This is a genomic window from Algoriphagus yeomjeoni, from assembly GCF_003259505.1.
Lineage (GTDB): Bacteria > Bacteroidota > Bacteroidia > Cytophagales > Cyclobacteriaceae > Algoriphagus > Algoriphagus yeomjeoni.
Genome location: NZ_QLLK01000006.1, coordinates 123,024 through 137,043 on the forward strand (window position 1 = coordinate 123,024; position 14,020 = coordinate 137,043).

General features: G+C 41.3%; 11 protein-coding genes. 2 read left to right on the forward strand and 9 right to left on the reverse strand.

What is annotated here, in order from left to right:
• The first annotated feature begins 208 nt into the window (after positions 1–208).
• Complete coding sequence (gene katG / locus LV83_RS11705) at positions 209–2,464, forward strand: catalase/peroxidase HPI (RefSeq protein ID WP_111611721.1); 2,256 nt, start codon at positions 209–211, stop codon at positions 2,462–2,464.
• Positions 2,465–2,940: 476 nt separating this feature from the next.
• Here katG and LV83_RS11710 read toward each other — a convergent pair whose 3' ends face one another.
• From LV83_RS11710 to LV83_RS11720, 3 genes are read right to left on the reverse strand one after another with little or no spacing between them, the layout of a single operon-like run.
• Positions 2,941–3,726 carry a polysaccharide deacetylase family protein gene (locus tag LV83_RS11710; protein WP_111611722.1) on the reverse strand — a complete coding sequence of 262 codons (786 nt, stop codon included), beginning with the start codon at positions 3,724–3,726 and terminating at the stop codon, positions 2,941–2,943.
• A gap of 37 nt (positions 3,727–3,763) precedes the next feature.
• Complete coding sequence (locus tag LV83_RS11715; protein WP_111611723.1) at positions 3,764–4,489, reverse strand: hypothetical protein; 726 nt, start codon at positions 4,487–4,489, stop codon at positions 3,764–3,766.
• Positions 4,490–4,526: 37 nt separating this feature from the next.
• A complete protein-coding gene (locus LV83_RS11720) occupies positions 4,527–5,858 on the reverse strand; it encodes a GntP family permease (protein WP_111611724.1) in 1,332 nt (443 codons plus the stop codon).
• A gap of 198 nt (positions 5,859–6,056) precedes the next feature.
• Here LV83_RS11720 and LV83_RS11725 point away from each other — a divergent pair, with 198 nt between their 5' ends.
• Positions 6,057–8,129: a beta-N-acetylhexosaminidase gene (locus tag LV83_RS11725; protein WP_111611725.1), complete on the forward strand. Its 2,073-nt coding sequence runs from the start codon at positions 6,057–6,059 to the stop codon at positions 8,127–8,129.
• Positions 8,130–8,582: 453 nt separating this feature from the next.
• On the opposite strand, the gene LV83_RS11730 is transcribed toward LV83_RS11725, so the two are convergent.
• The 6 genes from LV83_RS11730 to LV83_RS11755 all read right to left on the reverse strand — a co-directional run bounded on the left by LV83_RS11730 (position 8,583) and on the right by LV83_RS11755 (position 13,985).
• The gene (locus LV83_RS11730; protein ID WP_111611726.1) at positions 8,583–9,059 is read right to left on the reverse strand and encodes an acyl-CoA thioesterase; all 477 of its coding nucleotides are present in this window, start codon (positions 9,057–9,059) and stop codon (positions 8,583–8,585) included.
• A gap of 172 nt (positions 9,060–9,231) precedes the next feature.
• The gene (locus tag LV83_RS11735) at positions 9,232–9,876 is read right to left on the reverse strand and encodes an MOSC domain-containing protein (protein ID WP_111611727.1); all 645 of its coding nucleotides are present in this window, start codon (positions 9,874–9,876) and stop codon (positions 9,232–9,234) included.
• 91 nt (positions 9,877–9,967) lie between these two features.
• Positions 9,968–10,786: a CPBP family intramembrane glutamic endopeptidase gene (locus LV83_RS11740; RefSeq protein ID WP_111611728.1), complete on the reverse strand. Its 819-nt coding sequence runs from the start codon at positions 10,784–10,786 to the stop codon at positions 9,968–9,970.
• A gap of 116 nt (positions 10,787–10,902) precedes the next feature.
• The gene (locus LV83_RS11745) at positions 10,903–11,736 is read right to left on the reverse strand and encodes a hypothetical protein (RefSeq protein ID WP_111611729.1); all 834 of its coding nucleotides are present in this window, start codon (positions 11,734–11,736) and stop codon (positions 10,903–10,905) included.
• Positions 11,737–11,739: 3 nt separating this feature from the next.
• Entirely contained in the window at positions 11,740–12,690 is a 951-nt protein-coding gene (locus LV83_RS11750; protein ID WP_111611730.1) for a Smr/MutS family protein, read from the reverse strand.
• Complete coding sequence (locus tag LV83_RS11755) at positions 12,687–13,985, reverse strand: cryptochrome/photolyase family protein (RefSeq protein WP_111611731.1); 1,299 nt, start codon at positions 13,983–13,985, stop codon at positions 12,687–12,689. The genes LV83_RS11750 and LV83_RS11755 overlap by 4 nt, the downstream gene beginning before the upstream one ends.
• Between the last annotated feature and the right edge of the window lie 35 nt (positions 13,986–14,020).

Below are 14,020 nucleotides of genomic sequence, written 5' to 3' on the forward strand. Positions count from 1 at the left end.
AAAGTGTAGTAAAAATGACTAAAAACTTGATTTAAATCGGTTTTGAGCGAATAGATAAATTGAATTTCATTGTTTCATATTCGACTGATAATTTCAATGGAAGAATGAAACGGCCATAGAGTTTATCAATGAGATTTTTAATTACATAAGCAAATCTTTTGTTAAATTAGCTTTCAGAATTTCAAAAAGTAAAAACACTCTTAATATTATGGATAAACACAATAACCCACATCAATCACCTGGAGACCCTGCTTGGGAGGTGAATGATAATCAAGCAAAATGTCCTTTTACCCAAGGTTCAGTGAATAAAACAGCCGGTGGCGGGACAAGAAATCATGATTGGTGGCCAAACCAATTGAATTTGAATATTCTGCGCCAGCACTCTTCGAAGTCAGATCCAATGGATAAGGATTTCAATTATGCTGAGGAGTTTAAATCATTGGATTTAGCTGCTGTCAAAAAGGATCTTGCTGATTTAATGACAGATTCTCAAGATTGGTGGCCAGCAGATTTTGGGCATTATGGTCCATTTTTTATCAGAATGGCTTGGCACAGTGCCGGTACGTATAGAATCGCCGATGGACGTGGTGGCGGAGGATCTGGATCCCAGCGTTTTGCACCATTGAATAGCTGGCCTGATAATGCGAATTTGGATAAGGCTCGTTTGCTACTTTGGCCAATCAAGCAGAAATATGGAAGAAAACTTTCTTGGGCAGATTTATTAATCCTTACGGGTAATGTGGCACTAGAAACAATGGGCTTCAAAACCTTCGGATTTGGTGGAGGTCGCCCAGATATTTGGGAGCCAGAAGAGGATATTTACTGGGGATCTGAAGGAGAATGGCTAGGAGATAAGGAAAGATATAGCGGAGATAGAGAATTGGAAAATCCTCTAGGTGCTTCTCACATGGGGTTGATTTACGTGAATCCTGAAGGTCCAGAAGGAAGACCAGATCCAATTGGAGCAGCTCATGACATTCGTGAGACCTTTGGCCGAATGGCTATGAATGATGAGGAAACTGTTGCTTTGATAGCTGGTGGTCACACTTTTGGTAAGACGCACGGCGCTGCAGATCCAGTTCAGTATGTGAGTGCTGAGCCAGAAGGAGCTAGTATCGAAGAAATGGGATTAGGTTGGAAAAACTCCTATGGAACAGGTAATGCAGGCGATACCATCACGAGTGGTATTGAAGTAACTTGGACTTCTACTCCAACAAAATGGAGCAACAGCTATTTTGACAATCTTTTTAAATACGATTGGGAACTTACAAAAAGCCCAGCGGGAGCTCATCAGTGGACTCCTAAAAATGGTGGCGGAGCTGGAACAGTGCCTGATGCGCATGATCCATCTAAGTCTCATGCCCCAGCTATGTTGACTACAGATATAGCGTTGAAGGAAGATCCAGCTTACGAGAAAATTTCAAGGAAATTTTATGAAAACCCAGCCGAATTTGCAGATGCTTTTGCAAGAGCTTGGTTCAAATTGACACATAGAGATATGGGTCCAATTGAGCGTTATTTGGGTCCAGAAGTTCCTACTGAAGAACTGATCTGGCAAGATCCGATTCCTGCTGTCAATCACGAATTGGTGAATGATGCAGATGTTGCTTCTTTGAAAGCGAAAGTATTGGATTCAGGTCTTTCCGTTTCTGAATTGGTTTCTACAGCATGGTCTTCGGCTTCTACTTTCCGTGGATCAGATATGCGTGGTGGTGCAAATGGAGCAAGAATTCGACTTTCTCCACAAAAATACTGGGAGGTGAACAACCCTTCTCAGCTAAGCAAAGTGCTAGATAAATTGGAAACTATCCAGAAGGAATTTAACGAAGCTCAATCCGGTGGAAAGCAGATTTCGTTAGCTGATCTAATCGTTTTGGCTGGATGTGCAGGAGTAGAGAAAGCAGCTAAAGATGCGGGAAGTGATGTCACTGTTCCATTTACTCCAGGAAGAGCAGATGCCTCTCAAGCTCAGACTGATGTAGGATCTTTCGCAGCGATGGAGCCAGCAGCAGATGGTTTCCGAAATTTCTACAAGCCAAAGCACCGCGCTTCAGCAGAAGAAATGCTGATAGATAGAGCGCAACTTCTTAAGCTTACGCCGCCTGAGATGACTGTACTTGTTGGAGGTTTGAGAGTGTTGGGTACGAATTATGATAATTCTAAGCATGGTGTGTTCACAGCAACTCCTGGTGCCTTAACCAATGACTTCTTTGTCAATGTGCTCGATTTGGGTACTACATGGAAAGCTGCAGACAAGGGACAACATGCATTTATAGGAACAGATCGCAAGACTGGACAAGTAAAATGGACAGGTACGCGCGCTGATTTGATCTTCGGGTCTAATTCTGAGCTTCGTGCGATGTCAGAAGTGTACGCATGTGCTGATTCTAAGGAAAAATTCCTGAAGGATTTTGTTGCAGCGTGGGACAAAGTGATGATGCTGGATCGTTACGACCTGGCTTAAGCTTAGTTAGTATTACTATAGATTTGAAAAGGTGGTCTGGAAACGGATCACCTTTTTTGTTGTAACCGCGGTGGACACTGAGTTTTTCGCAGAGGACACAAATAAAAAAATGATTTTTTAGCCACAAAGAGCACGAAGATTCGCAAAGGTTACATTTTATACTTCTGCTATTTTTAGGTTGAGTGCTTCGCAGAGCTAGCTAGCCCGAAACCTTTCAAAGTAGCTGGTAATCAAATTTAGTTCTGTGAGATATTTTTCTCCCATCGGGACAGTTGGTTGGTAGTTGATTGTCACCAGGTTGGGTTTCTTCGTTCCAGAGGAACGTGTGGTATCAATTCTTGACCAGTCGTTCCTACGGAACGAGCCTCCTTGAGAATATTTTCTTGCTACCGGTCAAGGGTTCCTATGGAACTGGATTCACTAGAGATCTATTATTTCTATTCAAGAGCTTAAAGCCATTTCTTATGTAGGCTGTTTTAATTACTAAGCTTCTTCGAAAAGTCCGGCTTGTGTAAGCGCTTGGCTTCATCCACATCAATATACTCCTCCAATTCTTTCATAGAAATCACCGTGAACTCATTCACTTTTAGGTATTCCAAATATTCCTTGAAAAGTTCAGGAGGAGTATTCACCCAAGGATGTTCGATGTCTGGAACTCCGTGAATTGTCAGAATAACGATCTTTCCATCTTTGGCTTGATCAAAGGCACTCAAGATTTCGGCTTTGTTCGTTTCATCAGTCGCCCAACTTGGGATCAAATAAGGGTGATCACTCAAAGGATCGTACGCTCTGCTTCCTCCAGCTCGAGCGAAAACATAATCTTTTGCTTCTAAAAATTCCAATGCCTGTGAATTCAAGCCATATCCAGGGTAGGCAAAGTTGGTGAGTTTGGGAATTCCTAAAGAGTCACATTTATCCTCGATGTAGCTGAGTTGTTTATTAAATTCTGCTTGGGATAATTTGCTGACATTGGCGTGGGTATGGGTATGATTTGCCACTTCAAACCCCATTCTATCCAATTCCTGAATTTGACGCCAATTCATATACAAAGCGCTATCGGCATAATTCGGCTGGAACTCGCAGACAAAGAAAGTCCCGCCAAAATCGTATTCCTGCAGCAAAGGAGCTACAACTGAATACTGGCTAGCCGGAGCATCATCGAAAGTCAAAACGACCAGTTTGTCAGGGATTGGGTTTTTTAGGATTTGGGCGTGAAGAATTAGTGGAAAAAGGAGAAGATAAAGGGTAAGTCTATTTTTCATACGAGGTAGCAGAGGTGTCGTGGGAAGGATTGCTGTATCATTTTTTTATAAGGAAATAGATTTTGTTACCTAGTTCTTGCCACCATGGACTGTCAAAAAAGTAAAGTTCAAGCGTGTTTTCTAGGATTATCAACAGTCCAAATGTGAGCAATGTGGTGTTGAATTTACCATGTACAACTCGGTCCCAAAGGATACTGATAACAATGAATGTATCTGCCAATACAAACCCAAACCAAAACGCGGGATCAGATACATTCGGAAAAAAATGTCTAAATCGAAACCAACCCGGCCAAATCAAAACAAGTGTAGCCAGTAGCATAAAATTTCTGTGAATGGCAGGCGACTTTCTATTTGCGATTCCAGAGATCACCAAGCCTCCAAAAATCAACCCTGAAAATAAGATGCCAACTAATGAAGAGGTAGCAGTTTGTCCTAAACCTTCTGCAAGTTCACGTTCTACTTGATGCATTCCGGTGGGCAACAAAGTGACGACAATACTCAGTGCGATTAGTAATCCAATAATCCCTAATTGCTTATGAATCTTTAGATTTTTGCTTCGAATGAGTAAGACCTGTAATAAATACAGGCTTACCCAGCACATAGCTAATGCACCATGGATATAGATTAAAGGGGGCGCAATAAATGTATTTCGACTTACAGGTATTATAAACGTAGTGGAGAATCCTACCAAAACAGCAAACAAACCAACAAAACCCATGATTAGGTACAATTGACTAGGTGGAGATTTCGTTTGCCTGATCATGATTAAATAAGGTTAGCTCCAATTAAGATAGAGAATTTCAACCCACCACCAGCGTAATCAGATAAATCACACTTATCGCCGTCACCGACATGATCAGCGTTCCCAAACTGTGCGTTTTATTACCTTGCTTGATGGATAATCCGGAGAGTTGAGTTACTGCCCAAAAGAAGCTGTCATTGGCATGGGAGATCGCCATAGCACCGGCTCCTGTAGCCAAAACTGCGAATACGCGCATTGTTTCTGAGTCTAATCCAAGAGAACCAAGAAGAGGAGCAATAATCGAAGCGGTAGTAATCATCGCAACAGTAGATGATCCTTGAGCAGTTTTCAGCGCGAAAGCTATCAAAAATGGAAGAAAAATTCCCCAGCTTGCGCCACTCATACTGGAGCTGACCAGATCACCGATTCCTGAGTTTTGCAGCATTTTTCCAAAAACTCCTCCTGCCCCCGTAATCAGAATCACAGGCGCTGCGATCAGAATTGCTTCTCCGATCCAGCCGGATGAGGAAAGTAACTTCGCATCGAATTTCTTTGGCAGAGTGAAAGCCATGAAAGAACCCAATAGCAATGCGATGACTGGACTTCCTGCGAATTGAATAAAAGTGTAAAAACCACCCTCTCCAAAAGGTTTGGTTGGATACTTGGCGATGGAAGCGATTATAATAAGAATTAGAGGGACGATGATGGGTAGGAATGATGCAAAAGCTGAGGGTCTTTCTTTCTTATCAATTTCCTCAGTTTTAACAGCCATTTTTGGAACCAAAGGAATTTTGTAAGCTACCTTTTTGACAAAAATGTAAGAAGGAATCAAGGCGGTTAAACTTACAATCAATCCATAGAAAATGATCATTCCCAAGTCTGCTTCATAAATTCCGGCGGTAGCGATTGGTCCTGGAGTAGGAGGGACTAAGGAGTGCGACGCGGTGGCTCCAAGCGCTAAAGCAATGGTAGTGGCAGCATAAGGAACCTTTCCTTTCAGAGACAGCGACTTGCTGATAGGGTTCATCATGATGAAAGTGCTGTCGCCAAAAACTGGAATCGAGAGTATATATCCAGATATCATCATGGCAACTGTGATCGATTTTTCTCCGATCCAAGAGAGGATTTTCTCTGCAATAACAATTGCTCCTCCGGTTTTTTCCAAAAAAGTCCCCATCATCACACCGAGCAAGATGAGTAAGCCTATACTTCCTAAAACCCCTCCAAACCCCTCAGAAATGGATTGTAGGATTAATTCTCCGGGCATTCCAGCTAATAATCCGTAAAGGATAGCACCGCAAAAAAGTGCAAGAAAAGGATGGATGTCGAATTTGACGATGGCAATTAGAATCAGTGCCAAGGCAAAAAGGATAATCAATAAGGTGAGCATTATAGGTTAGGTTGGGTTTGAAAAAAACTAGTACCACGTGTTGCTACTGGCTTCAACCTAAAAATTAGGCAAAAAAAAGGAATAATAAAGCTTCATGCTTTATTAGCTTTCTAATTGTTTGTTGAGTGGCGTACTTGCCTTTTAATATTTGGTATTTTAGCTAAATCAAATTTCAAACACCCATCAAAACCTCTTTACATGCGTAAATTATCAGTTTTTAACCTGCTGCTTCTTCTTATACTGGTAGCTTCATGCAATTCTGCCCCGAAAAAAGCTGGAAGCTATATGATATTGCCAAGTCCTGCTTCGATGGAAATAACTGGCATTTCTTCAGTTGCTGCTACTGAAATTGAGGCCTTTGTCAAACAGGCTAAATCAGATTTCATTGCGGGTAAATCGCTCGCAGGCACAAGTGAAGTTTCCCTAAGTTTAGAGACCACTTCAGGATTGAAACCTGAGGCCTACACGCTGGAGATTACTGAGGCACACGTCGAAATCAAAGCGGCGACCAAAGTTGGACTTTGGTACGGATTAATCACACTCGGCCAATTAGTGCAAGATGCGCTGGACCAAGATGCGGCTTTGCCTTTGATCTCAATAAAAGATGAGCCAGCGCTGAATTATCGGGCGGTTCAGCTAGACGTGAAGCATCATTTGGAAAAGAAGGACTATTACTATGAATTGATGGATCGCTTGGCTGAACTGAAAATCAATGGGATAATCCTGGAAATCGAGGATAAGCTGGCTTATGAGAAGCAACCCAAAGTTGGCTCTTCTGATGCTTGGTCTATAGAAGAATGGAAAAAGCTGAGTGATCATGCCATGGCTAGAAATATCCGGATTTCTCCTTTGGTGCAGGGTCTGGGACATGCATCATTCATTCTAAAGCATGAGGAATATAAAGATCTACGGGATGATCCTGAAAGTGATTGGGCATTCAATCCACTGGACGATCGAACCTATGAAGTGCAGTTTGATTTGTATTCCGATGCGCTTGAAGCTTTTCCTCATGCGCAATACCTACATGTGGGCGGCGATGAAGTTCATACTACAGGAAGAGGAAGTGGGAAATCCCCGCTTGAGTTGCAGTTGACTTGGCTGAATAGGGTGAGTGAATACGCGGAAAACAAGGGCTTGACTCCGATTTTCTGGGATGATATGCCTCTGAAAAATGCAGGTGTGTACAATTCTATATTTAATAGAGACCTTACGGATGCGCAGATAGATAGTATCTGGACGGTGAACGAACCCAATCTGAATACTTATGTAGATATGTTTCCTAAAAACTGTGTGTACATGCGCTGGAATTACAGCATGCCGGAAACTATCGGGAATAATCGCGCTATGAAGTGGTTTACTGATCATGGCTTCCAAGTGATGGGAGCGACTGCTGGTCAAACCCGCTGGAACCTGATGCCGCTAGAAGAAAGTAATACTGTGAATATTCGGGATTTCGCCTTGATCTCTATCGATAATAAAGCGGACGGTTTGCTTTTGACACTTTGGGATGATGATTCTCCACACTTCGAATTGTATCAAAGAGGGATTGCGATTTTTGCCGAATACACTTGGTCTGGACAGAAGAGAACTTCAGATGAATTACATGCAGCCTATCGGCAGCGAACATTTGGTGCGGAGTTGGCCTCTGAAGACTTTGCATTTATTAATGACCTCGAGGGTCCAGTGGCTTTTTGGAAAAATGCCCTTCTTGACGATAAAGATAGGAACCGCCTAAGAAAGATGGAAAATCCTATGCAAGATGCTGTTTTGGCTTTGCCTGAGGCAGGAAAGCCTGGCGCTTGGGCAGAAGCAAATGCTGATAAACTGGCAAAAGCAACCGAAAATCAGCAGGTGATAGAGTCGGTTCTGAATACAATATCTGCCTCAAAAGAAGCAGCGCTGAGAAATGCCTACAGACTTGATGTTTATGAGCAAGTGGCTAAAGTCACGCAATTCACCAATAAGTCTCTACTGCTTCTTGCAGAATGGGATTTGGCCAAGACTGATGAAGAAAGAGATGCTGCCAAAAAGAAACTACTCAATCTTGAAAATGAATGGAAGGAGCAGCTGGCAGAACTGCAAGCTGTTTATGGTAAAACCAGAGAGCTGAACAAACCTGACGATTACATTCTTGACCAGGATCACCACGTGCATTTGGCGAATCAGGCGATCAAGTTTTCTGATTGGCAATTCTACGTGGAGGAGCTTTTCCTTCAAAAAATTACGGAAGGGAATAGTTTGCAGATGACAGGTGATGTGGAGATTAAATAGGAGTTGGGGACCATCGAGGTTTTTTCAAACCTCGATGGTCTTTCTTTTTAACCACAAAGATCACAAAGGTTCGCTAAGAGTGAGGATTGTTGTCCTGCTTCTCCGGAAGCAGGACTTTTTGTTAGGTATAATAACGGCTTTTCCAAGGCTTGAATAGGAATACCGATCGTGCCGTTGGCACTCGTGATATTTCTTACATAACTATGACCCTGAATTTCGCTTCGCTGTATTCAGGGCTGCTATTGATAGTGCCGTTGGCACAAGAGTTTAGTGTTATTTATATGGATTCTTGCCAAAGGCAAGACCAGTAAAAGCCCAGAATGAAATTCTGGGTTACCAAATAAAAGTTACAAGAGTAGAGTGCCAAGGTCACGATCGATAGTATTTGACCACAAAGACCGCCAAGGTCCGCTTCATACAACATTATACTTCTCACTATTTTCCACTTAAAAATCACTCATTAAAAAATGGCTTCATTTCGTTGTGAATATTTTCGCGGAGAGATTTCAAACGAGTGGCATATTCCTCCAGTTTTTTCTCTTGATCGGTTTGCGGAATCCAAGGCTTTACTTTTTTCGGATTGCCATTTTCATCTACAGACACAAAAATGATAATACAATGCGTCTTTTTCTCAAACTCTTTGTGTCCAAAGTCTCTAGAATATACTTCCACCATGATGTGGATGCTCGAGCTTCCAGTGTAGATTACTGCACACTCTACTTTGATAACATCCCCGATGTTGATAGGCTTGTAAAATCGGATACCGCCGACATATACTGTTACGCAATAACTTTCTGACCAAGTTCTGGCGCAGGTGTAAGCCGCCTGATCAATCCATTTCATCACTACACCTCCATGTACTTTTCCCCCGAAATTGATGTCCGAAGGTTCGCTGATAAATTGAAATGAGGTTTTGTGTGAGGTATCCATAGGTCTGAAAGGTCTTATTTAGATGCTAAGCTAAGAGATATTTCGGTTTTTTATGGGGTAAGCTGGAGTTCCAGAATCGATTAGTTAGGATTTCGAAATGCGTACTAATTCCAAGTTTGAATGATTGATCAACAACGCCAACTTCAGGGATTATCAGCTTTTGGATCTTTTTTTAGTTACTAGATTCAATAAATGAGCTTAAGAAGATCCGCTTTTTTGGAGGTATAGCCTTACTACTGGCAGCGATTTTCAGAAGATCTTGATCTTTTTCTTTTGCAAAAACTAGTTGGAATAAATCGGAAACTGAAAGACTTTTCTCAGGTCGCTCAACCAACGTAAATTCATCTCCTACATTCACAATTCCTTCTTCCAAAATACTGAGATAAGTACCGCCAAAGCCGTGTTGAATAAATTGCTTGATGACTTGTTGCGTTCCGAACTTATGTCCGAATTTATAGCAGGGTTCACGGTATTGGGAAACCTGCACCAGCGTTTCCCCAACTTTGTAAATATCACCAAGGTAAACCTCATTTTCATCGAAATCTGAAACAGTCAGGTTTTCACCAAACATACCCCAAGACCAATCCAAATCTGGATAAAGCGCCTGCCAATAGGGATATTGTTCGGCCGAAAAGATATAGCAAGCTTTATAATATCCGCCATGATTTAATCTGTTTGAGATCTCATCATTTATGACATCATTTTTTGTCAAATAAATAGGCTTGGTTGTTGGCTTCTTGTAGATCCCAGTGGTTTCTTCCTTTCCATTCCAGATGAAGATGGTGGGTTTGCCAATATTGGTTGAGATGATTTTCATCCTAAAAATGGGTTAGTTGATTTCCAGACTAATATATCGTGATTTTATGGTAATTCTCAGGGTCTTCTATTTGACTTGCCTTTGGTGTTTTTTATGAATAAGGTGTTCCTATAACGTGAAAAACTAAATCAAATGAAATATGTGATGCTATTGCTACCAATAAACCGCGCTTCCAAAATATCCAACCAAATGTAGCGCCTGTTATTAAGTTACCGATCATAGTGACACCGATAGTAAAAGGCGTTAATTCCACGAAATTTTTGGATAATGGAAGGTGAATAAGTCCAAAAAAAAGTGCTGAGATTATGATGCCTGTCCAGATTGTTTTATCTGAAGGATTATCTACTTTTTTCCAAAACTGGATGACTGTAATTATCAATGACATCAATCCTAATCGAAACATTATTTCTTCGCTAATTCCCGCAGAAAATGATACTAGGGCATAAAATGGCTTTGAGGGACGTGACATTTTACTTGAAATTGGATAAAATTCACTTTGCAACTCAAAAAGGCCTAATAAGAATAGCGCTGCCAATGTTGCTAAAAGAATACTTGAAAAAACTGATTTCCAGCTTATTATTTCATTAATTGGATTCTTTGAAAAAATCCTTGCAATAACTGGCGCTCCCAAATTGGATCTTGAAGAAATCCATAAGCCAACAAAAACTAAAATAGCACCTAATACTAAACTGCTCAGTAAAACTGGAATTAAGTCATCAATAAGTGACTCGTTCAGATGCACCTCTGTATTTCCAGCCATCATATTCAGCCTTTTAACTTCTCTGCTAAAAGGAATATTCAATACAGACCCGATTATGAACAAAATTAATATGCTGATACTGACCTGCCAGCGATATTTTTTCTTTTCCTCCTGGTCCTGTAAGACAGATGCTGTAAGTAAGATTTTCAATTGATCGTTAGAGAATTATTAGTTAAGGCTAATGTTTTATATCACTTGCGGATTTACTTCCTTTTGAGCGATAGTACAAAATTCTATGTCAAAGACTCCAACCCAAGATAGCCTCTTTACCCCAAAATCTTATCAAACAACTGATGTGCTTGGAATTCTGCTTGAGCGGAAAGAGTTTTCTTTTCGGCCTTTAATTCTTTGGCCCATTCCAGGTATTTTTTGGAAATATCTTCTTTTGCTCCCAAAAAATGCATCAATGATTGCAAGGAAAGGTGATTGGAGTACCAAGGTTTCAAGTTGTTCTTCAACACTTCTATTTCCTGATGGATTCCTGTGATAAAAATGGAGTTGAACCCCATCTCAATTAGCGTATTTTCCAGCATGATGATGGTTCGCAATCCTTCAAAAGTGTCTTTCAAAGCCTTACTATCCATAGCACCCTTGTGGTCTAAATTAAAATACTCCAGCTCGTCCTGTATAATCTGATTGACTGCAGTGTGAATAGCCAAGGGCTTTATTCCTCTGCTAGCTGATTGGGCTTTATGGTGAAACTCATCCCAGCTTTTCAGCGTGCTTCCGACAATGAGATCAAAAGCATCGGTATATAACTTCTTCTTGTATTTATCCAAGTGGATTCTATATCCATTGTATTTGATTCCCAGCGCCTGCTCCCGATTATTCAGACTTTTCTCTGCCAATTTGAAATGATGGATTTTTCTGAGACTTCTCTTCATCTGCTTGAAATCCGAAAAAATATTAAAATTCAATCCTTCAATATCAAAGTGAACCTTGGCCATCAAATCTGCATAAAGCTCCATAAAGTCCATCTTTCCAAGAAGTTCTATTGCTTTCTTGGATTTGATTTGCTTTCCCAAAACCAAAAAAAGTGCTTTAGCTTCTTGGTGTTGAGTTTCGAAAAGCTGAAAGACAGGGGATACCTTTGCCTGCATAGATTAGGAGATTCTGACCAGTGTTGCGCCATAGCCCCACTGATCTTTTTGCGTATCCTGAAAGTACTTAATATTTTGATGTTGACTCAATCGCTTGTGAATTTCTTTACGAAGCACGCCATTTCCGATGCCGTGGATGAAGGTAATCTCGTCCATTCCCGAAGCGATAGCCTGATCCAGGTTTCTATCAAAGGTCTCCAGTTGCACACGAAGCATTTCCGAATTACTCATGCCCTTTGGGTCCGTCGCTAGCTTTTCTATATGCAAATCAATTGATCGGGAAGGTTTTACAGCTTTTGGAGTTTCAGATTTAGGTGTGATTTCTCCAAGTTCTTGATTTAGGGCACGGATATCCAGCTCTTTGGTAGTCTGCTCCAGTGCAAAAATGTATGCTGTTTTATCCAGTCGAGGTGCCTTGCTCAGGTGTTTGAAAAACTGTGTAGGCTTCATCTTCAGCTGACGCTCAAAAGCAGGAATTGCCTTTTCCAGCGTGTTGTGAATAGGGATAAAGCGTAGCAAAAATGCAGGCCACTCGTCCATTTCCTTTAAAAGCCTATCATCAAATTTCTTCGCTTCGCCAGGATTCAAAGTGGCGGCAAGTAAGGTTCGTTGGTTGGTTCCAAAAACTTCAGACGCATGCGCTAAGTAAGGCTGACGGCTGTCATTGATCAGGTATAGGCTCAGACTTTGGTCATTGATCGGAACAAAAGCGAGGTAGAGCCCCTGATCTTTTGGGCCGGAAATAGGCAAGGGCGTATCGATTTCTTTTTCCTCAACCGGCTTCTCACCAAAATGTTGCTTTTCGGTTTCGTGAATAAGAACCAGTTCTGATTTCAGGGCTGGAATGATGAATCCATCCTCTATCTCTATCTGCATTCTTCCACTAGAAGAAATTTTGCGGATGATTCCTTCTTCGTTTCCATGTAGTAATCTTACTCGGTCTCCGATATTCATTGATTCAAGGCTGATTTGTAGGTGTCGATTGCACGTTGCCTTGCAAATTTATGATCTACGATCGGTTTTGGGTACTTATCTGAGTTTATTTCAGGAATCCATTTTTTGATGTACTTCCAGTTCTTGTCAAATTTTTCCTGCTGGGAACTCGGATTGAACACTCGGAAATAAGGTTGGGCGTCTGTGCCTGTGCCTGCAGCCCATTGCCAGCCGCCATTATTAGAAGCCAATTCGTAATCCAGTAATTTCTCTGCGAAATAAGCTTCTCCCCATCTCCAGTCGATCAGGAGGTGTTTGGTGAGAAAGGAAGCTACGACCATCCGGACTCGATTGTGCATGTAGCCAGTGGTGTTCAATTCACGCATTCCGGCATCTACAATAGGATAGCCTGTTTTTCCTTCACACCAAGCTGCAAATTCTTCCTCGTTATTTCGCCAAGGAATCTGATCGTAGGCAGGTTTGAATGCTTTATCAACTACTTGGGGATTATATGCCAAAATCATCATATAAAACTCCCGCCAGATCAATTCATTTAAATAGGTAGCATTGAGTTCCTTGGCTTTTAGCGCAAGCTTTCGGATAGAGATAGTGCCAAAACGCAGGTGAATTCCCAATCTTGAAGTACCTTCTTTGGCAGGGAAATCCCTTGTTTCATCATAATGTGCGATGAGTTCTTCATCGGCAGTTTTGGATGGAATGGTAATGTCACTTTTCTCAAACCCAATGTCTTCCAACGTCATAAGCTTAATCGGATCAGTTTGAAGCAAGTTTCTCCAGTGCATCGGTTGGTAATCTTCTATCTTCTTCGGTTCAAACTTGCTAAGCCAAACTTTGCTGAAGGGAGTAAAGACTTTGTAGAATTCTCCTGAACCATTCAGGATTTCGCCCGGCTCAAATATGAGTTGGTCCTTGTATTGGTGAAAAGAAATGTCGTTCTGATTTAGAATCTTAGCTACTTTCTCATCCCGACTTTTTGCATAGGGCTCATAGTCACGATTTGTATGGACTGATTGGATATCATATTCTTGTAGCAGCTCTTTGTAAATGCGCTCAGGATCTCCGTGTTTGACTAGTAGGGAAGAACCTTTTTTAGACAAATCATCATGGATTTTGCTGATCTGATCGTGTATGAATTCCACTCTAGCGTCAGCCTTATTTTCTAACTTATCCAATATGTTTTTGTCAAAAATGAATAGTGGCAAGACGTTTTCACTCTCACTGAGGGCTTGAAATAATGCGTGGTTATCTTCTAACCTGAGGTCTCTTCTGAACCAAAAAATGCTTACTTTTTTCATCTGTCTTTTATTCATTTAATCTCTAAAAAGGAGAG